Raw genomic sequence first — 23,572 nt, 5'->3', positions numbered from 1 at the left:
TTTGGATTGGCCGATCGGGCAGAATGAGAGTTACCGGGATGAACCAGGTTGATGGAAACACCGAGGCCGCGGTCAATCTGTCTCCAAGACGGTGGGTTTGGTTCTTGATCTCACTCACGGTCTTGGGGGCGGTGGCCGGTTTTCTCTGGACCGCGGATGACACGGTTGACGTTTCACAAAACGCCGAGCCTGCGCCCGCTCCGCTCGTCTCTGTGGCGCAGGTTTTTGTAAAACCGGAAACCGCGCGGATCGAGGTATTCGGAGAAGTTAAGCCCCGTTGGTCCGCAGAGATCCGGGCTGCGGTTTCAGGCCGTGTGACAGAGGTGAAGAACAGGGCGCTGGCCGGCGGGCGGGTGTCAGCGGGCCAGGCCCTTTTTGAAATCGAGAAAACACAATACGAAGCCGACGTTGCCACCGCCGAGTTGGAATTGGAGCAGGCAAAGCTCGCTCTTTTGCAGGCTCAGCTCAAAACGGAACTGGCCCGGCGTCAATTTCGACGAGACGGCACCGACCCGCCCCATCACTTTGCTTTGCGTCTGCCACAGCTTCGTGTTGCCGAGTTCTCAGTTGCCTCTGCTGAAAGGAAGCTGACAGCAGCGCAAAAGCACTATTCGAACACGGTTGTGACAGCACCCTTTTCGGGGATTGTCACGGAACGGTTCGTCAGCCTGGGTCAGTCCGTTACGGCCGGTGACCGGCTGGCGAGACTCGTGGACGACAGGAGATTCGAACTTGCCGTCGAGGTGAGTCGAGAAAATTGGGATCTGATGCAGCAACCGGTTTCGGGACAGACCGCAGAAATTTTCGATCAAAAAGGAAAGCCTATCGCCGTTGCCACAGCACGCCAGGGCGGCGGATTTCTTGATCAGAGGACGCGCCAGTTTCGGGTGTTTTTGGATCTGACGGCTGCTGAAAATGGATCCGTACTGTCCGGCGACTTTGTACGGGTTGTTTTACCGGGGCGGAAACTGGACGCGACGATCAGTATCCCGGAAACCGCTCTGACCCGCGAAGGCTATATCTGGTTTGTTGATAGCGAAGAACAATTGCGGCGTCACATTCCAAATATCTTGTTCCGGAACGAAAACCGCATTGTCATCGCCGCACCAAAAGGCGAGCCAGTTTATCGGGTTGCGATCACGCCATTGGCTTCGTTTTTGCCGAAACAATGGGTCCAGCCTTTGGAAGCCGGGGAGTAAATCATGCATTCTCTGACAGCCTGGTTTATCCGGAACCCAGTTGGCGCCAATCTGCTGATGGGGTTCATCCTCCTTCTAGGAGTGCTGACACTTGTGTCCATCCGGATCGAGGGGTTTCCGCGTGTTCCGCCGGAAAGTGTTGAAATAACGACAATCTTTGAAGGCGCCACAGCACAGCAAGTCGACGAGCTGGTCACCCAAAAAATCGAACAGGCGCTTGAGGGTTTGCCGGGCGTGCGCAGTATTACGTCCGAGTCTTCAAATGAATCTTCCACGGTGTCAGTCCGGCGTAGGGGTGGGCAGGATCTGCAAAGGCTCCTCGATAAAGTTCGTCTGAAAATCGATGGGATCATTGATTTCCCCGAAGCGGCCAAACGTCCGGTCATCGAGACCAACGGTTTTGATATTCCCGCCCTCTACGTGAATGTCGTGGGAGAAACAGACCCGGCGACGCTACAGACTCTTGCTCGAAGGCTCAAAGAAGATCTGTTGTCAAAGCCGGAACTGTCCCGCCTGAAGATCTGGGGCATCGTTCCGCAGGAGATGCGCATTGAGGTCGATCCCGAGCGCCTGCGCCAGCTCAACTTGACGATCTCTGACCTATCCGACGCCATTCGAAAGAACTCAATCGATTTCCAAAGCGGGAAACTGAACACCGCTGGAGGCAGCATATCGTTGCGGGCCGACAACCGGGCGCGATTTGCCGCTGATTTTGCTGCCGTCCCTGTTGTGGAAAGACCCGACGGCTCCGTTGTTAAGCTGGGTGACATCACCAGCGTGCGGGACACCTTTGCAGAGGGTGATTATCTGTTTCGGCTGAACGGAAAACCAACCGTTGGGATGGTGGTTCTGGTCGGGCAAAAAGAAAACCTGCTGGAAATTTCGCGGGTGGTGAATGCCGCAGTTGCGGATTACGAGTATCTCTTGCCGCCCGGAATTTCGGTCACGGTCTGGGGAGATTCAGCCGGGTTCATTTCAGATCGCCTTCAGCTCTTACGCTCGAACGGCGTTCAGGGTCTGTTGCTCGTCATCTTGATGCTGTCGTTGTTTTTGAATGTGCGCTTGGCCTTTTGGGTTGCCATGGGCATCCCGGTTTCGGTTCTGGGTGCGGTCGCGGTTGCAGGTTCCCGTTGGGTGGATTATTCGCTTAACGATGTCACGACCTTCGGCCTCATAATCGCACTCGGAATCCTTGTCGATGATGCCGTGGTCGTCGGCGAAAGCGTGTTTGAGGAACGCCAGAACAATAAAGATTCCATCAGGGGGACCGAAGAGGGCGTTAACAAAGTGGCCATTGCGACGGTGTTCGGCGTGCTGACCACGATTGCAGCCCTTTTCCCGATGTTCGTACTGGACAATCCCCTTGGTAAAGTTTTGGCCGGATTTTCCGGAATTGTTATCTTTGCCCTCCTGTTTTCTCTGCTCGAAAGCAAATTCATCTTGCCCGCGCATCTGGCGCACCTTTCCATTGGTCAGCCTCCGCGCAGTTTGCCTGGCCGCCTGTGGGGGCGTGTTCAGCAGGGTGCAACGGGAGGATTGATGTGGTTCCGGGACCGGGTTTATTTGCCGATCCTGGTGTGGTCGATCCATCACCGCTATACCGTTTTAGTTCTGTTTCTGGCCGCTGGTTCCATGGGCATCGGTCAGATCGGGTTGGGTAAAATTAAAACTGTGTTTTTCCCGGATGTGCCCGGACAGGTGATCACGGTGACACTTGAAATGGACGCCCGCGCGCCGTTTCGCCTGACCCGAAAGAACATCCTGAACATTCAGAAAATCGGCGAAGACCTCAATCTGGAACTGCAGCAAAACGCTGGGCTTGATAAGCCACCGATCCGCACGGTTTTTGTTCAGGTGGATGGCGGTGAAGGCGGCCAGATCTATGCGGAACTTACCCCGGTCAAGGACAGGTCAGGTATCGAGATACTGGATGTCATTCGTCAGTGGCGCGCGCGTACCGGCCAGGTTGAAGGCTCGAGCCAGCTTCAGTTCACCGGATCCGAATCCTTCGCGGGTGGTTTTGTCGTCGAACTTATGTCGAAAGACACAGAACTCCTGCGACTTGCCAGCAAGGAAGTTCGGGATTTCCTGGCGCAGATCGAAGGAGTCAGCAATGTCCGGGATTCCTTGAAAGGCGGCCAGCCGGAGCTGAGACTGCGCCTGCGCCCTGAGGCCCGAAACCTTGGGTTTACGGCGGAAAGCCTGGCCAGTCAGATTGGCCTGTCATTCGGCGGATCCGAAATTCAGAAAATCCGGCGCGGTAGCAGCGAGGCAAAAGTTATTGTCCTGAACAGCCGTCAGGCGCGGGATACAATTGCCGATCTGCTGCGCACCCGGCTGCGCAGCAGCACGGGCGCCTGGGTGCCCTTGCCGACCGTGGCGAAGATAGAGGGCGGATATGTCTCCGGTTCCGTGCTGCGCCTGGACGGAAATCAGGCGAACAGCGTGGCTGCATCAATAGATCGATCGATTGTCGCACCCGAAGAAGTCGGGCAGGCAGTGCAGGAAGAGCTGATGCCGATTTTGTGGGAGCAGTATCCCAGTGTTTTCGTGGAGCTGGGTGGCGAGATAGAAGAAATCGGCGAGATCAAAGGAGGACTCTTACGCGCTTTGATCCTCGCAGCTGTGGCTATTTACGTACTGATGGCTGTTCCGCTGAAATCCTACTGGCAACCCTTTATCATTCTCGCAATTATTCCTTTTGGGTTCGTTGGAGCCGCCATTGGCCATCTGATCATGGACGTTCCCCTGTCGATCCTATCATTCTTCGGAATGCTTGCGCTGGCAGGCGTCGTGGTCAACGACAGTCTGGTGATGATGACGCGGTACAATGATGCCCTCAAGGCGGGCATGCCAATTGACCAGGCACTTAAAAAAGCTGGCGTTGGCAGGTTTCGGGCGATTTTCCTCACAACAGCAACGACGGTTATCGGTCTGGCGCCCTTGTTGATGGAAACCTCTGAACAGGCTCAATATCTCATCCCCGCCGCAATCTCTCTTGCCTATGGAGAGGTTTTTGCAACTCTGCTGATGCTCATTCTGGTACCGGTACTCATAGCCATTGTCGGGGATATCAGGTTCGGCGCCAGGCATGTATTGTTTGTTGAGGGCCATGCGAAATAAACGGTCAATCCGATACCCTTCTTCAATTGATCCGTGACACTGCCTTCGAACGAAGTCACATGCCCCTTCAGTGAACTTTGCGCTTCGGGCACCTCATCATACTATTCCAAATGATGCACAGGACGATCGTGAAGGCAAAGTCGGCATAGCCGAACTCCCAGCCAGGGCAAGCGGCCCTGGCACGAGAGTGGGTCGTGGACTTGAATGATCTTGTCTAGCACTGTTGGGTAGCGTACTTCGGGCGCGATGTAGAATCGGGGTGCAAGGATCTCCGCAGGCCAAAAATCGGCGATTGGAGCAGTGAACGGCAGATCGATTTCCGGAGAGTCCGAGATGTATCCGTCACCGAACACGTACGGGATACGGCAGACTGGTGTTTGCGAGCGTGGCGCGAACTCAAGATCCAGACCGCACAGATTCCCTGGATATCAGATGCGTTGCCATCGTTAGGACCTAAGCTTGACATTTAATCAGCGACGAGGCTGGCCTCTTTACTCGGCCCACGTGTTTCGGTCATGGGAATGCCCTAACAAGTGCCTAACGCCCGGCTGCGTGTATGGATGTTTGCCAATCGGGGTTTTGCCAGGGCTGCTGATTCGAGGCCGGCAGCATCCCGCCACCCAGTATATGATCGGACGCCTTCTCACCCGTCATGATCGAGGGTGCATTCAGATTGCCGTTGGGAATCCGTGGAAAGATCGAGCTGTCGGCGAGGCGCAGGCCATCCACACCGATCACACGGCATTCGGGGTCCACCACGGACATGGGATCGTCGGGGTCGCCCATTCGGCAGGTGCCGCAAGGGTGATAGGCGCTCTCGGCATGTTCGCGGATGAAGGCGTCGAGTTCATCGTCGCTCTGGAGCGCCTCTCCCGGCTGAATTTCCCGGCCGCGATAGGCATCGAAGGCCTGTTGCGCGAAGACTTCCCGGGTCAGCCGGATGCAGCGGCGGAAATCCTCCCAGTCCTGGGGATGGGACATATAGTTGAACAGGATTCGCGGCGGAACAGCGGGATCGGGGGAGGCCAGCGTAACTTCTCCCCGCGACGGAGAGCGCATCGGACCGACATGCGCCTGAAAGCCATGTCCTTCGCTGGCGGCCTTGCCGTCGTAGCGCACGGCAATTGGCAGGAAATGATACTGAATATCGGGGTACTTCACGCCGGGTTTCGAGCGCAGAAAGGCAGCGGATTCGAATTGGTTCGAGGCGCCGAGTCCCGTCTTGGTGAAGAGCCACTGGGCACCGATCAGGCCTTTGCCGATCAGGTTCCAGTACTTGTAGAGCGTGATGGGCTGGATACATTGCTGCTGAATGTAGAGTTCAAGGTGGTCCTGCAGATTCTTACCGACGCCCGGCCGGTCCGCCACGGGTTCGATGCCCGTGTCCTTCAAATGGGCGGCAGGCCCGATCCCGGAGAGCATCAGAATCTTGGGCGAATTGATGGACGAGGCGGCGATGACCACCTCGCGATTGGCCTTTACGGTTTCGATCCGCTCACCACGGCTGATTTCAACACCCGTGGCCCGGCCGTTCTCGATGATGACACGGCGCACGTAGCAGCGTAGCAGGTCGCAATTCGGCCGCTTTAATGCGGGCTTGAGATATGCATTCGCGGTGGACCAGCGGCGGCCCTTCCAGACCGTCTGCTCCATGGGGCCGAAGCCCTCCTGCTTCTCGCCATTGTAGTCGTCGGTGACCTCAAAGCCCGCCTGGCGGCCCGCATCGACGAATGCCTGAAAGAGCGGGTTTTCGCGCGGCCCTCTTGTTACGTGGAGCGGGCCGCCGGACCCACGCCAGGCCGGATCGCCCCCGTGTCCGCCACTGTGCCAGTTCTCCATGCGCTTGAAGTAAGGCAAGACGTTCTTGTAACCCCAACCGACAGCACCGCTGTCTTCCCAATGGTCGAAGTCCATCGGATGGCCTCGGACATAAACCATGCCGTTGATCGAGGACGAACCGCCGATGACCTTGCCCCGCGGCGTCGCGAGACGGCGCCCGCCCAAATGAGGTTCGGGTTCCGATTGAAACCCCCAGTCGTAGGTCGGCATATTCATCGGATAGCTGAGGGCCGCGGGCATCTGGATGAAAGGGCCGATATCCGATCCGCCAAACTCCAGAACCAGAACCGAGTACTTTCCGTCCTGCGACAAACGGTAGGCCATGGCGGAGCCAGCCGAGCCCGATCCGATGATCACGAAATCAGCGTTCATATCTATGGAGCCTCCATCGTACCGGTCGCAAGATAGACCGCCTAACAGTCGGAACGGTAATCAACCAAAGCAGTTGCGTTTTCGTCACCGAACCCAAAATTTCTACGCCGCCGCTTCAATAAGACAAGACTGGCATCGCACGCAAGTCGACTCGCCCGCACCGACGAAGCCCATGACCAGGAAGATCTCGCCAGCAGGGAGAGTCGAAACACATTTCTGCACCAAAGAACATCAAAAGGGGGCCGCAGAGCCGACACAATCGGCGCTATCTGCGGCGTTTCAAGTCCGTGCGCAACGAGAAGAACTCGTCATGAGCACTCTCGAGCCGTTCGGCCTCCCGAGATGCGGCGATATGCAACAACTCATCCAAGAAGGTACCGCAAAGTCCGATGTATCATTTTTAACAACCGGGTCTTCAAAACAAAAATCCATGATATCCTGAGCCTGGAGCCCATTGTTGCGAATTGTTTACGGTGTTGACTGTTGCGGCTAATAATCTGTTTCAATAAAAATTGTCAGCTATTGCCGTCGTCGTTTCCCGGCCGAACTCGTCCAACATGCCGTCGATGACACTCGATCCGGACCGCCTCTGCGTTCATCAGGTCACCTTGATGAAGCAATGCGACTTCGCGCAGTCGCTCGACGCCTTCGTCCGCAACGGTATCTTCAAGACTGCCGTCTGGCGGGAGAAGCTTGACGCGATCGGCACTCAGGAAGGCTCGAGATTGTTGAAGGATAGCGGCGTCGACGCGGTGTCACTCTGCGCAGGCGGTTTCCTGACTTCCCGCGATCCGGCAAACTTTCAGTCTTCGCTCGACGATAACCGCCGCTGGATCGAACAGGCTGCCGCGATCGGCGCCGCCTCGTTAGTGGTCATCACTGGCGGTCTGGACGAAGGCGACCGGGATCTGGCGGGCGCGCGAAAACGGGCTCTCGAAGGTTTCTCTCAGTTGATCCCAGAAGCCCGCGCAGCGGGAATCCGCCTGGCTCTGGAGCCCCTGCACCCAATGGTCTGCGGTTTCCGCTCGGTCCTGTCCAGCCTGCGCGAAGCCAACGACTGGCTCGACCAGTTGGAGTCTGACTCAGCAATGGCGCGCGAAGTCCTGGGCATCGCGCTCGACAGCTACGCGCTCTGGTGGGAGGCCGATCTGGAAGCACAGATCGAACGGGCGGGTCAACGCATTATCAATTTCCACGTCAGCGACTGGTTGCCCGACACCTGCGATCTGCGCCTCGACCGCGGTATGCCGGGCGATGGTGGGATCGACAATCTGCGGATTCGGCAATGGATCGAAGCGCAAGGCTACAATGGTCCAGTTGAGGTGGAGATCTTTTCAGAGCGCAATTGGTGGCTACGTGATCCGAATGAAGTGCTGAAAGTGATCAAGGAGCGCTGTGCGACGGCTATATAGATCGTCGGACTTTCGTTTGGTATATCGGCCGCATTCAACCGAGGATTTTGTGGAGTTGGAAGACCAGACGGCCAAATGCAGACTTGGAAACCATCCTCCGAGTTACGTTGCAAACCCCGATTAAGATAGCGGCGTATTGGAACTGCTGTCCTGACAACGCAGCGGTTTGACAGTGCAATCGGCAGGACGGTCGCAAAGGGACAGATAATGACGCAGGGGGACGCGGAAAGGACCGATCAGACGGCTCTGGGTATTGGCATCATCTTGATGTCGGTTCTAACGATGGCCTTCGCAGATGCCGTTGTGAAGCTCGTAAGTGCGGACCTGACAGTGTGGCAAATCTTCTTCGCCCGCTCGCTTTTTGCAATCCCCATTTTGATCGGACTGTCACGGGCAACCGGCGTCGGCATGAAACTGCAAGTACCGAGGTGAACAATCGTTCGGAGCTTGCTCTTAGTCCTCACGTGGCTAGCATTTTACGCTGCGCTTCCCATACTCAGCCTGTCTGTGGCGGCGGTCGCCGTCTACACCAACCCTATCATGACTGCATTGCTGTCCGCTGCATTGATTGGTGAACGTGTTACCGGGCGTCAATGGGCCGGAGTCCTGTTGGGTTTTCTAGGTGTGGTCGCGATCCTTAGGCCCGGCACCGATGCCTTTTCATGGTTCACGGTTTTGCCGCTCCTGGCAGCTGCCTTCTATTCACTGGCGATGGTTCTCACCCGGGCAAAATGTCAGAAAGAGGCGCCTTTGACCTTGGCACTCGCCCTTCACAGCTCGTTTCTTGTTGCGGGCCTGACCGCCACAGTCCTGCTCTCTGTCATTGGTCTTGGCAGCGATACCAAGGCGACCTTCCCGTTCCTGATAGGCGATTGGGCCGCGATGGGAGTACGGGAATGGGGTTTGATGGCACTGCTTGGTGCTCTTTCGGCCGCATTCTTCGTTGGCGTCGCACGCGCCTATCAAATCGCCGCTCCACAGATCGTCGCCACCTTTGACTATGTCTATTTAGTCTCCGCGGCCTTATGGGGCTTTGTATTCTTCTCCGAGAAGCCTGGCACGTTAACAATTAGCGGAATGCTCTTGATTACGTTGGCCGGACTACTCGTCGCAGCACCATCTTCGAAAAAGGCATCAGTCAAAAATACCAGTATGACGTGATTGGGTCAGACTAGGTGTTAGGAGTCGTCAGCGAACGCTGTGCGGCGGCGCGTTGTGAATACGCGACATCCAACCGCAATAATGAACGCAAGGACAATCAGACTCCCGGCAACAGAAAAGGTGATCCGCATCCCGTTGGCAACTGCGTCGGGAGCGGATGCGGTGGTAACGCTCACCCCCGACGCGAAGGCAAACACAGCCCCCATGACGGACGCGCCGGTGATGAGCCCAAGATTACGCGACAAGCTGAGCATGCCCGAAAATACGCCCCGCTGATTCGGGGGCACTTCCATCATGACCGCTGTGTTATTGGCGGCCTGAAAGAGTTGATAGCCGGGAGTCAAAATGGCAACAGCGGCAATGTAGCCCGCAACACCAAACATCGACGGAAGTAGAGAAAGCGCAAAGGAACCAACCGCCATAGCCATCAATCCAACCACGATAATGGGTGGCGCGCCCAATCGGTCGACAATGCGCCCCGAGGGAACACCGCTCAGGGCGGAGATAATCGGGCCTATGGACATAACGAACCCAACAAGAGCTTCTTTTAGCCCAAGCGCGTGAGAAAGGAAGAATGGCCCGACCACCAACGTCGCCATCATCACCGTGGAAACAAGTGTATTCATGACGAGGCCGGCACTGAACAGCACATCGCGAAACGCCGTCAATCGGATCAACGGTGATACGACACTGGCCTGCACAAACAGGAAGAGACCGGTTCCTAGGGCAGCAGCCAACAACAAGGCCATGTTGAGTCGATCGAAACGACCTCCTCCCAACGTCACTGCAAGCGTATAGACTGCGAGCGTCAGGCCGAGCAGAAGAGTGCCTAAAGAGTCGAAGTCCTTCCAGCCCATCTTCGCTGCCCTTCCATCAGGTGGCAGGGTGCGCTGTGCCAGAATGAAATTCAGAATCCCCATTGGGATCATGATGAGAAAGATTGCCCGCCAGCCAGACCCGGCGATCAAAACCCCGCCGAGCGAGGGCCCGAGCGCGGTGCCAACTGCAGACATCGTTCCAAGCAGCCCCATGGCGCTACCGGTTTTTTCCTTCGGAACGACCTCGCGGACGAACGCCACCGTGAGAGCCATCATGATGGCTGCTCCGAGGCCCTGAAGTGCCCGGGCGAGGATAAGCATCCAGAGAGTCGGGGCAGCAGCACAGAAGATCGAGGCCAAGGTGAACAACAGGATTGCAGCCAACAACACCCGCCGTCGCCCTACGACATCGCCAAGTCGTCCAACGCTGACAATTACAACTGTGATGGTCAGAAGGTAGGCGAGAACGACCCATTGGACCTCCTGGAAAGAGGCTGTGAAGGCTCGAGCCAAAGTCGGCAAGGCAACATTGGCGATGCTGATGCCGAGTGACGACAGCAGCATCGAAAGCGCAAGGCTGCAGAGCGCCCAGCGAACCGAAGGTGTCGTGCCCAGCTTTTCCTCTGTCGCCTCGCCTTCTTCATGAGTTTGTGGCTTCAACGTGAACTCCGTCTTCTGTCGGCTCTGGAACTGGAGCTGTCAGGAACTTAGTATCTCCCCTCGTATGGCGGAACATGCAGTAATTGCACTTAATTGATGCATGTAACGCTATATCTAATCTGAAACCCTGTGGTATGTTCAGCCCATGCCAACACCTGATCTCAATCTGCTTGTCACCCTCGACGTACTGCTCGCGGAAGGCAGCGTAGCGCGGGCGGCAAAACGCTTACGACTGAGTCCATCGGCGATGAGTCGGGCGCTGGCGCGCTTGCGCGATACGACGGGCGATCCACTGCTGGTCAGAGCTGGGCGCGGACTTGTTCCCACGCCACGTGCGCTCGAACTTCGCGAACAGGTCGGCCAACTCGTCCAAGATGCCAATGCGGTTTTACGTCCCGCGGAGAGACCGAACTTCAAACAGTTGGTCCGAAGCTTCACGCTGCGGACTCGCGAGGGCTTTGTGGAAAACTTCGGACTGGGTCTCATTGCCCGAATCAGGGAGGAAGCGCCGGGTGTGCGACTCTGCTTTGTGCAGAAGACAAATAAGGACAGCACACCTCTCCGCGATGGGAGCGTTGATCTGGAAACCGGCGTCCTGGGAACCACGACCGGCCCGGAAGTGCGTATGCAGGCCTTGTTTCAAGACCGCTTCATTGGCGTCGTGCGGCCGGGGCACACCCTGAGCCAGAGCAAGGTCACGCCTGCCAAATATGCGGCCGGCGAACACATCAGCGTCTCGCGGCTGGGCCTCAAGAAAGATCTGGTTGATCAATCCCTGGAGCCCCTGGGACTGGAACGACAGATCATCACGATCGTCGGTGGCTTTTCAACCGCGCTTGCACTTGCCCGAGCCTCTGATCTGATTGCCACAGTTCCCGAACGCTATACCGGAAATCTGCGCGCCGGGCTGCACAGCTTTTCCCTTCCAGTCCGGCCGCCGGGCTTCACCATATCCCTGTTTTGGCACCCGCGACTGGATGCAGATCCTGTGCATCGCTGGCTACGTGGTTGCATTCGGGAGGTTTGCACAGGGCAACTCCCGGATCCTTCGGCAGGCCGCATGGAAAGTTTCGACTAAGACCCCTGTCGTCGGCGGGAAGGATCGTTTTTTGTTTCGCCTGGAACACCGGCACTAGGTTCATCTGCCGACATATAACGCAGGAATGAAAACTTCCACAGTCTTGGTGGACCTACGCCGCGCGCCAACCCGGCCCCAGAACGCAAAGCGCCTGCCCGACTCCCATGATTGTCAAGCCGACTGCAACGGCGATGAAGAGCACGGTAATATTCCAGGTAAATGAAATGGCCAATGCTCCGATGCTTGCGACCGTCAGGAACCGGGCGACTGTTACGCCAACCGGCAGAATCATCCGGCCAGTTCCCTGACTGGCAAAATAAAACGCCTGACCTGCGCCAAACAGGCCGTAAAAAGGTGCCGCGATAGAGAGGTAGGAGACACCATAGGCATAAGCATCGGGGTCCGTGGTAAACAGGTCGAGCCATAGGCTAGGCATCATAGCAACACAGATTCCCAGTGTGCCGGTCAGGGCCAGGGTTACACCGGCACCGGCAAATGCGAAGCGGCGCGCGCGGGCATACTGGCCGGCGCCCACATTGATGCCGACCGCCGCTGTCAAAGCAGCGCCTACCCCAAAAGCAATCGGCACCAGCATCAATTCCAGTCTCGCCCCCAGGCCGTAACCGGCCAGCGCCTCGGTACCGTAGCGGCCAACATACCCGGTGACCGCCACTACGGTCATAGCCATACAGGCACTATTGACGAGGCCAAGACCACCAACACGCATGATGTCTTGAATAGGTGCCCATTGCAGGACATGCGGGCGTAACCGCAAACGTCCTTTGCCGCGAAACAAGTGTATGGCGAGATAGGCCGCCGCACACCCTTGGCAGATGATCAGCGCGGTTGCGGTACCCGGTACCCCCAAGGCTGGAAAGCCGAACCAGCCCAGCGTCAGGGCGCCGGATAAAAGAACCTGTAGGATGCTGGCGGTGGCGATAGCGCGGGCCGGCGTTGCGGTATCGCCGGTCCCCCTATGGATCGCAGACAAAACAAAGATAAACCATATGGCCGCCGCCCCACCAAATGCGACCCGGGCGTAGGCAACAGCGCCGTCAAGTGCGTTCCCTTCACCTCCCAAAAGTTCGAATATCGGCCGTGCAAACAAGCCCAGCAAGATCATGAATCCCAAAGACATGCTGATGGCGATCAGCACCGCGTGCCAGGCTGTGCTTTCGGCTGTTTCGGCGTCCCCTGCGCCAAGGGCGCGCGCCACTGCCGACGTTATGCCGCCACCGATGGCACCGCCAGCCATCATTTGCATTAAGCTTAAAAAGGGAAAGGCCAATGCCAGACTTGCCAAGGCAGCGGTTCCCAGTTGCCCCACATACCAGGCATCGGCAAAAGTCACTGCTGTCCACATTGCAACTGCGACGACGTTTGGCGTCGCCAGACGCCAAAGCACCTTTGCAACGGGTGCGTCCAGTATCTGTTGAGTGCCAAGGGCGTGCGTACCTGACAAGCTGTATTAGTCCTTGAATGTGGCTGTGGAACCTGGAGCTTTGCCCAAAGAAACAGGAGAAGTTGGAGGGCAGGAAAACTTGGTCCGTTTTTTATACTTAACTTTGCGGGCAAGACACCAGTCAATCTGAGTTTGCAGCCCTGCGTGACGAACGCTCCAGCCATAGCGCCTCTCAATATGGCTGCCCTGTGCCTCCAATAGAATCGATGACTGCCGTTAGTCAATTTCTGCCGTTTTGTTCGAGCTAACGCTTGGTCATAAAACAAACAGGCAAAAGAGTGAGCGCTTCTAAGATTTACCGAACGGCATGGACACCAAGAGCTAACTTCGCGCGTGAGATTGACTTCGCCGGCCTCTTGCCGGCTAATGCCTGCCTAACTATTCCAACCCAGAAAGGCTGCAAAGAGACATGGCATCTACGAAACCCGCCGCTGGCGGCGCCCTCCCCGTTTTGTCGTTTCCGAAGGTTGGTGGCGGCTCGCTGACCGTTGGCGGTCAACGTGATCGTTGGACTTTGTTCATCGTCTATCGTGGTAAGCACTGCGGGCGCTGCAAGAAATATCTCAACGCGCTGGAAGGGATGAAAAGCGGGTGGGAGAATGCGGGTTTCGATATTGTTGTCGTGTCGGCCGACAGCGAAGAGAAAGCGCGCGCGGACATCACTGAATTCGGATGGTCCTTTGATATCGGGCACGGCCTGACCGAAGCCCAGATGAATGAACTAGGTGTCTATATCTCGGATCCGTTGTCTGCCGCGGAAACAGACCGCAGATTTGCCGAACCAGGAATCTTTTGCGTCCGCCCGGACGGCACCAATCAGATTGTCGCCATCTCTAATGGTCCCGCCGCGCGTCCCGATTTGGCAGAGCTGCTGGACGGGATGATCTTCACTATTCAGAACGACCGCCCGGCACGGGGGATGGTTACATCCTGACAGTGACTTACGCTCTATCTGTATGTGTTAGATTCTGAACCACGGTCTCGTTCGCCTCAGTCCAGAACGATCATGCTCTGGTACGCGCCGTTTCAATGTCTGTGATTATGCCGGGATCGCGCCACGTTCAGTCCACCACATCACAATTAGCGATGCTCCTCCCAGCACGGCAAAACCGACGACAAGCGGCACAACCGTTCCGTCGAATGCCGCACCGATCGCCCATCCCAGCGGCAAGGAGACCAAGGTGGAAACCGAGCCAATAACAGCAGCACCCAGTCCCGCCATATGACCGACAGGCTCCATGGCCAATGCGTTGAAGTTGCCAAACAATATTCCGGTGCAAAAGAATGCCAGCAATAGCCAGACCATGAATGCCCATAGGGGCGGTAATCCATCGCCAGCCAACACAGCAGGCACGAACAGGCAGGAGAGAGCGGTCAAACCGATCAACGCCCGCCAGGTCAAATATCGCATCCCCAATCCAATGACGAGCTTTGAATTGACGATGCTGGCCGCGCCGATGGAGAGAGCTGCACAACCGAAATAAACTGAAAACCAGTCACCGGTCTGGTACGCAGATTGAAACAACTGCTGTGCAGAGCTGAGGTATCCTACAAACGCGCCGAAAATGATGCCTGCTGCCAGAGTATAGCCGGTCATCGCGCGATACCCGAGGGCCTCTTTAATGCCAACCGCGATTTGATTGAACGAGAAGCGTCGTCTTGCTGCCGACGCCAAAGTTTCCGGCTGACGAATGGCAAACCAAGCAAAGGCGATTATAGCAATCGCAAGAAACAACCAGAAGATCGCGCGCCAATCCAAGATCAGCATCACAACCTGTCCAATCGCCGGTGCAATCGCGGGCACGAGAATGAAAATGGCCATAACGATCGACATGATCCGTGCCATCGCCCGGCCCTCGTAGCCGTCGCGCACCAACGCAATGCTGACAATGCGGGGCGCAGCGGCACCGAGGCCTTGCAAAACCCGTCCCGCCAGCATCATCGCAAAACTGTCGGCGGCAATAGACAACAAGCATCCGGCGATGAAGATGACGTACCCACCATAGATCACGGGTTTGCGTCCAAGGTTATCCGATAGCGGGCCTGCCACTATCTGACCGGCAGCAAATCCAAAAAACATTGCCGTTACGACCAGTTGCGCATCGTTAGGATCGCTAAGCCTAAGGTCCTGGGCAATTTCGCCAAGCGCCGGCAACATGCCATCGATCGAAAGTGCCAAAAGTGACACCATCAAAGCGAGCATGCTTACAAATTCGGGGATACCTAAGGGTTTTGATGCCGCAGCCATATACAGGCACTAGGGGATCGGCTTAATTCGAGCAAGTTCTTTGATGAAATTAGTGCATATTCCGATCGCAGGAGATCAGTTTGATGGGCACGGGAGGCTCATTTGGCCTAGAATCGGATCACGCCATTCGGAGACCCCAAATCGACTGTTAAGAAACGCGCGAATCCTTCAATTTTACTATTGACCCAGCCCTTGGGGCTGCCCCGATAAAGATGGCAGTTAAGAAACATCGAGGTGCTTCATGAGCTATCCAGAACGATACCTGAGTCCATCCGAAGCCGCCGCGCAGCTCGGTGTTTCGACAAAGGCTCTGCGTCTTTATGAACAGCGTGGTTTGGTCGCTCCGCTCCGCACCGAAGCAGGTTGGCGCGCCTATGGTCCGGCTGAAATGTCCCAAGCCGGCGAAGTTGCGGCCTTGCGCGCACTTGGCCTCAGCCTTACCCAGGTAGCTAAAGTGTTAAAGGGAGATCCGAAGTTCCTTGAACCGGCTCTGGCCGCACATGAGGCAACACTTGAAGGCCGGATTCGCCAGTTGACCGATTCTCTCAAAACGCTTCGCACAGTTCGGGCAGATCTCACTCAAGGCCGACCACCGGCCATCAGCGAGCTTGCACGTCTGGTGCAACCGGCCACCGAAGTCAGCGTCGCCTTTGATCTACCTTGGCCCTGGGGTGGCGAAAGGTTCGAGCTGCAAAATGTTCGACCTCTTAACTACATTATCGGGCCTTTGGGGAGCGGCAAGACACGCTTGGCTCAAACCATCGCTGAAACCCTTCCGGACACCAGCTTTGTAGGCCTGGACCGATTGAACGATGAAGGCGCGGTGGCGCTAGGGCGGATGGATAGGGATTCGTCACTCAAATCACGCGTGGCGGAGACTGTTCGGTGGTTCACCGAAGAAGGAGCAACCACGTCCCCCGCGTTACTCGCGCTCATCGTCACACTGGAGTCCTCAAAATCAGTAGCTCTGGTTATCGATATGGTTGAGGCGGGGTTGGATCAGGACTCTCAAGAAGCCGTCGCCGCGTACCTGCGTCATCGCGGATCCGATGCCCGGTCACTCTTCATACTTACGCGATCCAGCGCGATCCTGGACTTGACCGCGGTCGGCCCGGCCGAATCGATCATCCACTGCCCCGCGAACCACAGCCCTCCAACCCTTGTAGCCCCCTATCCGGGCGCGCCCGGCTTTGAAGCTGTTGCCAGCTGCCTGGCTTCGCCCGAAGTGCGCGCGCGGACGGAAGGCGTCATCGCGTTGCGGCCACAGATTGCCTGAGAGCGCAGTTAACCGGTATCGCTCTCAAGCGACGACCTTACTCACGTTATGTAAAATTTAGACTGATTTTCACTTTTTACTGAATCAGTGCTAATCGATCAGATTCTAACTTCGCGAAAAATCAACTGCCGCAGAATAACCACGAAGCGGTCGTTTTCATGGCCAGACGATAGCCTCTCTCTGCTTATCGCTATTTCCGCGAATGCCCAGATATCGCGAAAATAGTTGAGGAACAGATAGCCAAGATGGAGTTGGGTATGCCGCTGTCGTGCAGCAAAGAAATGTTCGTTGCACTTTTTTTGTCGCTGAGTTTCCCGGTCGACACGCAAGCATGCGACGAAGGCAACGGGAATACCTACGCTATGATTGCCTGTGCGCAGGAGAGCGAAGAAAAAGCAAAGGTAAAACTGGATCGAGTTTGGGCTGCCATTGCCCTCTCCTACGTCGTCCGGCCGGAAGATCCCGTCTGGCTCGCTCTGCAGCGTTCACAAAACGCCTGGGAAACCTACTTAAACGCTGAGTGCAACGACTACCTCAATGAGTTGTTCTCCGGTGGCAGCATTAGAGCGGTGATGATCATCCACTGTCGAGCGAACTTAATGATCAAGCGCTACTGCAGTCTCTATCCGCCAAACCCATTGAAAGAATACCTGGACAGAAGAACCTGCCTTAAGGCTGGATAAGGTCTGTCGTAGATCGGACTTTAACTGGCATTCGGAAGCGCCGTCATGGCAACATCGATGAATTGGCGCAGCGTTTTCCGGCCTGCACCGCTGCGGGCCATGACGGCTAAAGCCAAGGCTTGCCCAGAGAAAAATTCGGCCAAAGCCTTAGGATCCGCATCTGGTGGCAGTTCACCCAGTTTCTGGGCGCCACGGAATCGCCTGGCAATGGCGGCGCGCCTCTTCTTGTGCAAGTCACGGCCAAGGGTCTCCAACAAAGAGGGTTGGTTCGCACAGTCCACCATGGAGTTGACGATAAAACAGCCCCGCGGAGTGGTCTTGTCTGTGAGCGCTTCAGCGACGGTTTCTAAATAGCGACGCACAAAGCTCTCAAGCGATCCAGGATAATCAAAGACTTCGTCGAAGACAGGCAAAGTAGTTTCGAAATAGCGTACCAACGCCTTCGCGTAGAGCGCTTCCTTGTCTCCGAAAGTCGCATAAAGCCCGGGCTTGGCCATATCCGTAGCAGATGCGAGATCGTTCATGGAGGTTCCCTCGAAACCCTGCTGCCAGAACAATTTGGCGGCTTTATCCAGAACAGCATCCGGATCCGTTTTGCGAGGTCGGCCGCGTGCCATTTTCCTGTACTCCTGCGCGCTTCCAAGAATCAAATTCAAGTCGCTGAGATAATGACCCAGTCAGGTTTTTACCAAGACTTTCGACGTTAATATACCGATTGGTATTTTAATACCTTGACATCTTTGTGCAAGCTCTCATTTAGTACCATTCGTTATTTAAAACAACCCACGCTGCCGACAGGCGAGCGTCAGTCAGTCTTCAGGAGACCCCGAATGAGCAGAATCGATGGAAAAGCCGCGCTCGTCACAGGCGCCAACCGCGGCATCGGCCGAGCCTTTGTCGAAGAGCTTTTGGCGGCTGGAGCAGTAAAGGTCTATGCCGGCGCCCGCAATCCGGACTCTCTTGCCGACCTGATAGAGAAATCGGATGGGCGCGTCGTGCCGGTCGCGCTTGATGTAACCAAAGCGGACACCATCAAGGCAGCCGCAACCGCCCATCAAGACGTTGCAATTTTGGTCAACAATGCGGGTGTCGCCGCCTTCGAAGGCCTGATTTCCGCGGACAACACCGATCCGGCACGAAATGAGATGGAAATCAACTATTTCGGCGTCCTCAACATGACACGCGCATTCGCACCCATCCTCGCCCAAAACGACGGCGGCGCTATCGTTAACATGAGTTCCATTGCGGGGCAGGTGAACTTTCCGATGATTGGTTCCTACAGCGCCTCAAAGGCAGCGGTGCATTCCTTGACTCAAGGTGTAAGGGCTGAGTTGGCCGCACAGGGAACGCTTGTGGTCGGAGTCTATCCTGGCCCCGTGGATACAGACATGGCCGCCAACCTTCCTATGGATAAGGCATCACCCAATACTGTTGTTCAGATCATTTTAGCCGCAATCGAATCGGGTGACGAAGACGTCTATCCGGACTCCGCAGCAAAGGAAATGCACACAGGCCTGCTCGGCGACCCCAAAGCTGTCGAGAAGCAGGTTGGCGAAATGTTGCCGGTTTGATTTACCCGCACTTCCCCCTCGCCCCTGAATTCGGCGAGGAGAAAAGCTTAAGAGCGAAATACGCAGCCAATAGCCAATTTACTATCGAAGATTTGATCTGACTCATCTGGTTCGCACAGGCCTTTTGCGTCAAGCTTGAGTCGCCAACACAAGAGGATGTTAAAGAATGGGAACGGCCATCATCATCGGCGCGGGCGAAGGATTGTCGGCGTCCCTCGCGCGCAAGCTGCATACGCGCGGGCACAAGCTGCTGCTGGCGGCCCGCAATATCGACAAACTCGCTGGCCTGCAAAAAGACATCGGTGCCACGCTGGTATCCTGCGATGCCGCCGACGCCGCAGACATGGAAAACGTCTTTGCCGCAGCCGATGGTATAGAAGAGCCGTTGGAAATTGCGATCTACAATCCCTCCGCCCGAGTACGGGGTGCCATCACAGAGCTCGATCCCGAAACCGTGAAGTCAGCCGTCCTGACCACGAGTTACGGTGCCTTTTTAATGGCACAGCAAGCCGCGAAACGCATGATTCCGAATGGTAATGGCAACATCCTCTTCACCGGCGCGTCGGCCGGCGTGAAGGGTTATCCCAAGTCCTCCACCTTTGCGATGGGTAAGTTTGCGTTGCGCGGGCTGGCCCAAAGTCTGGCACGCGAACTCCATCCGCAGGGCATCCATATCGGCCACTTCGTCATCGACGGTGGGATCCGTAATGCCAGTCGCCCGGAACGCATTGACGCCGCAGACAATCCGGACTCCATGCTGGATCCAGACGCAATTGCCGAGAGTTATCTGCACTTTCTCGATCAGCCCCGCTCCAGCTGGGCCTGGGAAATCGAACTCCGGCCCTGGGTCGAAAACTTCTGAACATCTCTCAAACACATCACTGCAAAAAATTGGAATTCGACACATGAATGATGCTTCTCCCTATGAACCGCCGAAAGTCTGGAAATGGGAAACCGAAAACGGGGGCACCTTTGCAAAGACCAATCGCCCGAACGCAGGCTCCACACATGACAAAGAGCTTCCCGTCGGAAAGCATCCCCTGCAGCTCTACTCCCTGGCCACACCAAATGGGGTAAAGGTCACGGTAATGCTGGAGGAACTGTTGGCGCTCGGACACAGCGGTGCCGAGTACGACGCCTATGTAATCAAGATCGGTGACGGCGAACAATTCGGTAGCGGCTTCGTCGATATCAATCCCAACTCTAAGATTCCTGCGCTGCTGGACCACAGCACCCCAACACCGACGCGGGTTTTCGAGTCAGGTGCGATCCTGCTGTATTTGGCGGAAAAGTTCGGCGCCTTGCTGCCGACCGATCCGGCAAAACGGACGGAAGCCCTGAACTGGCTGTTCTGGCAGATGGGCAGCGCGCCCTATTTGGGTGGCGGCTTCGGCCATTTCTACGCCTACGCGCCGGAAAAATTCCAATATCCGATCGACCGCTTCGCCATGGAAACCAAGCGCCAGATGGACGTGCTCGACCGCCACCTGGCGGACTATCGATACTTTGCTGGCGACGAGTACTCCATTGCCGACATCGCCATCTGGCCCTGGTACGGCGCGCTGGCATTGAATCGGATTTACGACGATGCCGGTGAATTCCTCGATGTGAAATCCTACAAGCACGTCCAACGATGGACCCAGGAAATCGCCGAGCGTCCAGCGGTCCAGCGCGGCCGCATGGTCAATCGTATTTCCGGCCCTCCGGAAGAGCAGCTCCACGAACGCCACGACGCCGGCGACTTCGACACCAAAACGCAGGATAAGCTCGAGGCTGCGAGCTAACCGTTCAATTGCAGACCTTCCGCCGGGCTGGCTATCGGCGTTGCGGAAGGTCTTTTCGACTTAAAGGCAGTTTGGCCTAAACCTCAACGCGCCCTTCCAACAAAGACAAGAGTTCCGCGCCATTACCGTAAATCTTACCGGCGGCGGTTAGTCTTTTGAAGGTGAGTCGCATAAGAATCCGCGCGATATGATAGCCCCGAAAAGGCCATGGACAGCAAAACCCGCGCCACTTGGCGCGTAGAAACATCTAAGGCCGCAATATCAGGAGTTTCACTGCCGAGACGTGAAGCGGAAAGCCTTGCGTCCACATCTAGGAGAGTCGGTAACGGTTAACTCTCACTTGGTCACACAATTTAAATTTCGCCCTCATCATTCCCACACAATGGGGATATTAGGCAGATCGGATCAAAGCGTCATATTCATCGAGGACGTCAGAGTCGACGACTACACCTTTGTTGCCGCCATACAAACGGTCGTTTTGATCTTTGCGTGGACCGGAAATCCAATAGTGCTCTCCGGACTCAACCTCAAAATAGTTGGCCTTGATCCCTGCACCACTGAGGCTTTGAAACATCAATCCACAATAATAGAGTGACTTGCCTGATTTCGAAAAATAGACCCGCCCTTTGCGCGCAGGCCCTTCCAGCCCCTCAGATTTGTTCTCGATATACATGATCCGCGATCTGGAAACTTTGAACTCCTTAGGGGGTGTAAGGTTTTGATCCAACTTATCCCGCCAGTGATCGATATGTCTTCCCGATGTCATCAGCGATGACCTTTCTGATTTATGGCGCAAACCCAATGTATTCGGTCAAGATGCATTCTAAGATGATTGTTTAGCGAGTTAACAGCGCTGCCCGATACGTTGGTTATGTTCAACAGAGTTTGGGACCAACCGCCAAATCGTTCCATACTACCGCCGGCCATCGCCGGGGATTTCCTCATGCGAATAATGTTCCAACGATGAGACAACGGAACGCCAAAATGCAAGGGCTGGCTGATTGTAATCAGCAACCGGTATTTCCCACTTTCCTGATCGCTGCCGAATGATTTTCGAAGCCACAAGTTTTCCTATCCCGCTTCGTCTGTACTTCCGCAACACAAAGAATTCTGCCATCGAATTATCCGTGCCAAGACTCGACGCGGACCATTGGTTGACTAAGACGAAGCCAGCGATATGACCGTTCACTCGTAGTAACAACGCTTCACGTTCAGCTTCATTCCAATAGCTATCGAAGTGTTCGTATTGAAAGGTTCCATCGTTTCCGATTTCCCCGTATGGCTCTCCAACTTTGGCAAATTCGGAGAAGTCGTGCAGGTAAAGCTGTAGCATGCGAGCGACCGCCGGTTTTTCGACGATAGTAGCTTTGGCTATTTGCAGGTTTTGGAGAAGATTGGGCATGACGCATAGATACAACCAATGCGACTGCAAACGCCATTTCTGTTTTTGTAACGACTCTACTGGGTCGAATTTCGTCAATCGAAAACCCAGAACTCGGCTCAACCTGAACACTGGTAAATCGATCGCACTTTCGCTCAGGCGCAAAGGCTCGCCTCCGCCGACCAACGATTGGAAGCCGGGACTTCCGGCGCCTGTGACAGCGCTTGAATAGCGGCGTACCAGCAGGAGCGCCAAACCTCTGGATCGCGCACTACTTCCGACGGCTGAGTGTGAGAGCGCGCCAGAAAACTCGGCAGAAGCGCGCGACCAGTAGGTTTGCCATCGGGCTGGTAGCGCAAGTCGAAACTGAAGCGCACCCGGTCGGAACTGTTGGTGAGCGAGGCATGCAGCATCCGCCGGTGCAGGAATAGGACATCGCCCCGTTCCATCGGCAGCGATACCGCCCGCTCCACTGGAACCAGCGAAGCTGGAACGCTCAGATCGGTTGTTTCCCCCGGACAGTGGGTGCGCAAGCCTTCTTTGTGGCTGCCGGGAACAACCGTCAGGCACCCCATGTTTTCCGGTGCTGGCGTCAAGGGAAACCAGACCGTAATCATCTCGGTCTCGTCGGCATCTTCTGTCAGAACTGCATTGTCCTGATGCCAGGGCGTCTGCGCCATCAGGCCGTTCTTATTGGTGACCCGCAACGCAGCATGAAAGTCACCGTCGTCCGACGCATTTTCCAGAAGGTTTTCCGGCGGCTTGATCCGGACGTGCTGAACCGGATTAACACGGATCTCAGGTCCGATCAGATCCTCGACGAAATCGAGCAGCCGGTTATGGGTCAAGAGCCCGAAAATCGCGTCGCTCAGGCAAATGGGAATGTCGCTGGGCAAGCCGGCCTGAGGCGGCACGCAGATATCGAAGTTCTGCGCATACAGCCCGCCGGCTTCGTGGTAAAGGAACTTGACTCGTGCATCGAAGTCCATCCGATGCCAGCCCTCGTCCACTCGCCCGACCTTTTGTAACTCGAGCAACAGTGTCTCAAGTATCCTCGCATAGTCTGACATCACTGGCGTCAGATCAGCACCTGGGTCGAGCAGGTTTTCAGCCAGAAAATAACCCTGATCTTGGAAGGTTTCGCGGGCCGACATAATGGCAAACTCCAGTGAGTGACACGCCCTTAAATGTGAACGCCTCAATCGGCAAATGCCAACCTCAAAACAGAGTGAAATGCATCAACTGGTGTAGGAATGATGCAATTCACCTAGTTTTTGAGCCATTTGACGCATCATTATCCCACCAAAGGCCCTAACTGCGTTGTTTCGGCTTTTGGTCAGCCACCGCGACCTGCTTTGGCGTTGACTCCAATTTTGTGCCTCCCGAAGATCATTGGAACGATCTGCACTAAGCAGGCATTGAGCGTGGCTCTTCCGGATCAAGGCGTCCGGAGGCTCGAATCACCCTGTAGAGAATTATGGTGAAGGATCTGGGTCGCGTTTTCG

General features: G+C 55.9%; 20 protein-coding genes. 12 read left to right on the top strand and 8 right to left on the bottom strand.

All coding sequences use genetic code 11. The features are described from left to right. Positions 1–38: 38 nt before the first annotated feature. Together QMZ18_RS05060 and QMZ18_RS05055 are read left to right on the top strand one after the other, a co-directional pair. Positions 39–1,199, top strand: a complete 1,161-nt coding sequence (locus QMZ18_RS05060; RefSeq protein ID WP_282605135.1) for an efflux RND transporter periplasmic adaptor subunit — start codon at positions 39–41, stop codon at positions 1,197–1,199. Positions 1,200–1,202: 3 nt separating this feature from the next. After that, entirely contained in the window at positions 1,203–4,322 is a 3,120-nt protein-coding gene (locus QMZ18_RS05055; RefSeq protein ID WP_282605134.1) for an efflux RND transporter permease subunit, read from the top strand. Positions 4,323–4,859: 537 nt separating this feature from the next. Here the strand turns inward: QMZ18_RS05055 and betA are convergent. Continuing rightward, positions 4,860–6,533 carry a choline dehydrogenase gene (betA, locus tag QMZ18_RS05050; RefSeq protein WP_282605133.1) on the bottom strand — a complete coding sequence of 558 codons (1,674 nt, stop codon included), beginning with the start codon at positions 6,531–6,533 and terminating at the stop codon, positions 4,860–4,862. 557 nt (positions 6,534–7,090) lie between these two features. On the opposite strand from betA, the gene QMZ18_RS05045 reads away from it, so the two are divergent. The 3 genes from QMZ18_RS05045 (at position 7,091) to QMZ18_RS05035 (ending at position 9,106) form a co-directional block, all read left to right on the top strand. Next, positions 7,091–7,945 carry a sugar phosphate isomerase/epimerase gene (locus QMZ18_RS05045; protein ID WP_282605132.1) on the top strand — a complete coding sequence of 285 codons (855 nt, stop codon included), beginning with the start codon at positions 7,091–7,093 and terminating at the stop codon, positions 7,943–7,945. A 207-nt stretch (positions 7,946–8,152) separates the two neighbouring features. Continuing rightward, the gene (locus QMZ18_RS05040) at positions 8,153–8,377 is read left to right on the top strand and encodes a hypothetical protein (RefSeq protein ID WP_282605131.1); all 225 of its coding nucleotides are present in this window, start codon (positions 8,153–8,155) and stop codon (positions 8,375–8,377) included. A gap of 15 nt (positions 8,378–8,392) precedes the next feature. Then, positions 8,393–9,106 carry a DMT family transporter gene (locus QMZ18_RS05035; RefSeq protein WP_282605130.1) on the top strand — a complete coding sequence of 238 codons (714 nt, stop codon included), beginning with the start codon at positions 8,393–8,395 and terminating at the stop codon, positions 9,104–9,106. A gap of 17 nt (positions 9,107–9,123) precedes the next feature. Here QMZ18_RS05035 and QMZ18_RS05030 read toward each other — a convergent pair whose 3' ends face one another. Beyond that, positions 9,124–10,584 carry an MFS transporter gene (locus QMZ18_RS05030; RefSeq protein WP_322097131.1) on the bottom strand — a complete coding sequence of 487 codons (1,461 nt, stop codon included), beginning with the start codon at positions 10,582–10,584 and terminating at the stop codon, positions 9,124–9,126. A gap of 145 nt (positions 10,585–10,729) precedes the next feature. Here QMZ18_RS05030 and QMZ18_RS05025 point away from each other — a divergent pair, with 145 nt between their 5' ends. Next, the gene (locus QMZ18_RS05025; RefSeq protein ID WP_282605129.1) at positions 10,730–11,662 is read left to right on the top strand and encodes a LysR family transcriptional regulator; all 933 of its coding nucleotides are present in this window, start codon (positions 10,730–10,732) and stop codon (positions 11,660–11,662) included. A 112-nt stretch (positions 11,663–11,774) separates the two neighbouring features. Here the strand turns inward: QMZ18_RS05025 and QMZ18_RS05020 are convergent, their stop codons facing one another. After that, positions 11,775–13,124 (bottom strand): MATE family efflux transporter, encoded by a 1,350-nt coding sequence (locus QMZ18_RS05020; protein WP_282605128.1) that lies wholly within the window; start codon positions 13,122–13,124, stop codon positions 11,775–11,777. 409 nt (positions 13,125–13,533) lie between these two features. On the opposite strand from QMZ18_RS05020, the gene QMZ18_RS05015 reads away from it, so the two are divergent. Then, positions 13,534–14,058, top strand: a complete 525-nt coding sequence (locus QMZ18_RS05015; protein WP_282605127.1) for a redoxin domain-containing protein — start codon at positions 13,534–13,536, stop codon at positions 14,056–14,058. A gap of 105 nt (positions 14,059–14,163) precedes the next feature. On the opposite strand, the gene QMZ18_RS05010 is transcribed toward QMZ18_RS05015, so the two are convergent. Beyond that, a complete protein-coding gene (locus QMZ18_RS05010) occupies positions 14,164–15,372 on the bottom strand; it encodes a multidrug effflux MFS transporter (protein ID WP_282605126.1) in 1,209 nt (402 codons plus the stop codon). A gap of 241 nt (positions 15,373–15,613) precedes the next feature. Here QMZ18_RS05010 and QMZ18_RS05005 point away from each other — a divergent pair, with 241 nt between their 5' ends. Next, positions 15,614–16,648 carry a MerR family transcriptional regulator gene (locus QMZ18_RS05005; protein WP_282605125.1) on the top strand — a complete coding sequence of 345 codons (1,035 nt, stop codon included), beginning with the start codon at positions 15,614–15,616 and terminating at the stop codon, positions 16,646–16,648. 245 nt (positions 16,649–16,893) lie between these two features. Continuing rightward, positions 16,894–17,331 carry a lysozyme inhibitor LprI family protein gene (locus QMZ18_RS05000; protein WP_282605124.1) on the top strand — a complete coding sequence of 146 codons (438 nt, stop codon included), beginning with the start codon at positions 16,894–16,896 and terminating at the stop codon, positions 17,329–17,331. Positions 17,332–17,351: 20 nt separating this feature from the next. Here the strand turns inward: QMZ18_RS05000 and QMZ18_RS04995 are convergent, their stop codons facing one another. Then, on the bottom strand, positions 17,352–17,948 hold the full coding sequence (locus QMZ18_RS04995) for a TetR/AcrR family transcriptional regulator (protein WP_282605123.1): 597 nt from the start codon (positions 17,946–17,948) through the stop codon (positions 17,352–17,354). 213 nt (positions 17,949–18,161) lie between these two features. Here QMZ18_RS04995 and QMZ18_RS04990 point away from each other — a divergent pair, with 213 nt between their 5' ends. The 3 genes from QMZ18_RS04990 (at position 18,162) to yghU (ending at position 20,686) form a co-directional block, all read left to right on the top strand. Next, positions 18,162–18,902, top strand: coding sequence for an SDR family oxidoreductase (locus QMZ18_RS04990; RefSeq protein WP_282605122.1), 741 nt, complete (start codon positions 18,162–18,164; stop codon positions 18,900–18,902). Between the two features lie 166 nt (positions 18,903–19,068). Continuing rightward, complete coding sequence (locus QMZ18_RS04985; RefSeq protein WP_282605121.1) at positions 19,069–19,764, top strand: SDR family NAD(P)-dependent oxidoreductase; 696 nt, start codon at positions 19,069–19,071, stop codon at positions 19,762–19,764. 43 nt (positions 19,765–19,807) lie between these two features. Next, on the top strand, positions 19,808–20,686 hold the full coding sequence (yghU, locus tag QMZ18_RS04980; RefSeq protein WP_282605120.1) for a glutathione-dependent disulfide-bond oxidoreductase: 879 nt from the start codon (positions 19,808–19,810) through the stop codon (positions 20,684–20,686). A gap of 391 nt (positions 20,687–21,077) precedes the next feature. On the opposite strand, the gene QMZ18_RS04975 is transcribed toward yghU, so the two are convergent. The 3 genes from QMZ18_RS04975 to QMZ18_RS04965 form a co-directional block, all read right to left on the bottom strand. Then, positions 21,078–21,452, bottom strand: a complete 375-nt coding sequence (locus tag QMZ18_RS04975) for a 1-deoxy-D-xylulose-5-phosphate synthase (RefSeq protein ID WP_282605119.1) — start codon at positions 21,450–21,452, stop codon at positions 21,078–21,080. A gap of 147 nt (positions 21,453–21,599) precedes the next feature. Next, positions 21,600–22,232: a GNAT family N-acetyltransferase gene (locus QMZ18_RS04970; RefSeq protein WP_282605118.1), complete on the bottom strand. Its 633-nt coding sequence runs from the start codon at positions 22,230–22,232 to the stop codon at positions 21,600–21,602. Further along, complete coding sequence (locus QMZ18_RS04965) at positions 22,223–23,221, bottom strand: phytanoyl-CoA dioxygenase family protein (protein ID WP_282605117.1); 999 nt, start codon at positions 23,219–23,221, stop codon at positions 22,223–22,225. The genes QMZ18_RS04970 and QMZ18_RS04965 overlap by 10 nt, the downstream gene beginning before the upstream one ends. Positions 23,222–23,572 lie beyond the last annotated feature (351 nt).

This window comes from Pelagibius sp. Alg239-R121, assembly GCF_947331435.1.
GTDB lineage: Bacteria > Pseudomonadota > Alphaproteobacteria > Kiloniellales > Kiloniellaceae > Denitrobaculum.
Note: the sequence above shows the minus strand (reverse complement) of the source record. Positions and strands in the feature narration are given on the sequence as shown.

What these genes read in the sequence shown, in the direction of transcription:
- QMZ18_RS05060 (WP_282605135.1), top strand. Translation starts at nt 39, where the DNA reads ATGAACCAGGTTGATGGAAACACCGAGGCCGCGGTCAATCTGTCTCCA.
- QMZ18_RS05055 (WP_282605134.1), top strand. Translation starts at nt 1,203, where the DNA reads ATGCATTCTCTGACAGCCTGGTTTATCCGGAACCCAGTTGGCGCCAAT.
- betA (WP_282605133.1), bottom strand. Translation starts at nt 6,533, where the DNA reads ATGAACGCTGATTTCGTGATCATCGGATCGGGCTCGGCTGGCTCCGCC.
- QMZ18_RS05045 (WP_282605132.1), top strand. Translation starts at nt 7,091, where the DNA reads ATGCCGTCGATGACACTCGATCCGGACCGCCTCTGCGTTCATCAGGTC.
- QMZ18_RS05040 (WP_282605131.1), top strand. Translation starts at nt 8,153, where the DNA reads ATGACGCAGGGGGACGCGGAAAGGACCGATCAGACGGCTCTGGGTATT.
- QMZ18_RS05025 (WP_282605129.1), top strand. Translation starts at nt 10,730, where the DNA reads ATGCCAACACCTGATCTCAATCTGCTTGTCACCCTCGACGTACTGCTC.
- QMZ18_RS05015 (WP_282605127.1), top strand. Translation starts at nt 13,534, where the DNA reads ATGGCATCTACGAAACCCGCCGCTGGCGGCGCCCTCCCCGTTTTGTCG.
- QMZ18_RS05010 (WP_282605126.1), bottom strand. Translation starts at nt 15,372, where the DNA reads ATGGCTGCGGCATCAAAACCCTTAGGTATCCCCGAATTTGTAAGCATG.
- QMZ18_RS05005 (WP_282605125.1), top strand. Translation starts at nt 15,614, where the DNA reads ATGAGCTATCCAGAACGATACCTGAGTCCATCCGAAGCCGCCGCGCAG.
- QMZ18_RS05000 (WP_282605124.1), top strand. Translation starts at nt 16,894, where the DNA reads ATGGAGTTGGGTATGCCGCTGTCGTGCAGCAAAGAAATGTTCGTTGCA.
- QMZ18_RS04995 (WP_282605123.1), bottom strand. Translation starts at nt 17,948, where the DNA reads ATGGCACGCGGCCGACCTCGCAAAACGGATCCGGATGCTGTTCTGGAT.
- QMZ18_RS04990 (WP_282605122.1), top strand. Translation starts at nt 18,162, where the DNA reads ATGAGCAGAATCGATGGAAAAGCCGCGCTCGTCACAGGCGCCAACCGC.
- QMZ18_RS04985 (WP_282605121.1), top strand. Translation starts at nt 19,069, where the DNA reads ATGGGAACGGCCATCATCATCGGCGCGGGCGAAGGATTGTCGGCGTCC.
- yghU (WP_282605120.1), top strand. Translation starts at nt 19,808, where the DNA reads ATGAATGATGCTTCTCCCTATGAACCGCCGAAAGTCTGGAAATGGGAA.
- QMZ18_RS04975 (WP_282605119.1), bottom strand. Translation starts at nt 21,452, where the DNA reads ATGACATCGGGAAGACATATCGATCACTGGCGGGATAAGTTGGATCAA.
- QMZ18_RS04965 (WP_282605117.1), bottom strand. Translation starts at nt 23,221, where the DNA reads ATGTCGGCCCGCGAAACCTTCCAAGATCAGGGTTATTTTCTGGCTGAA.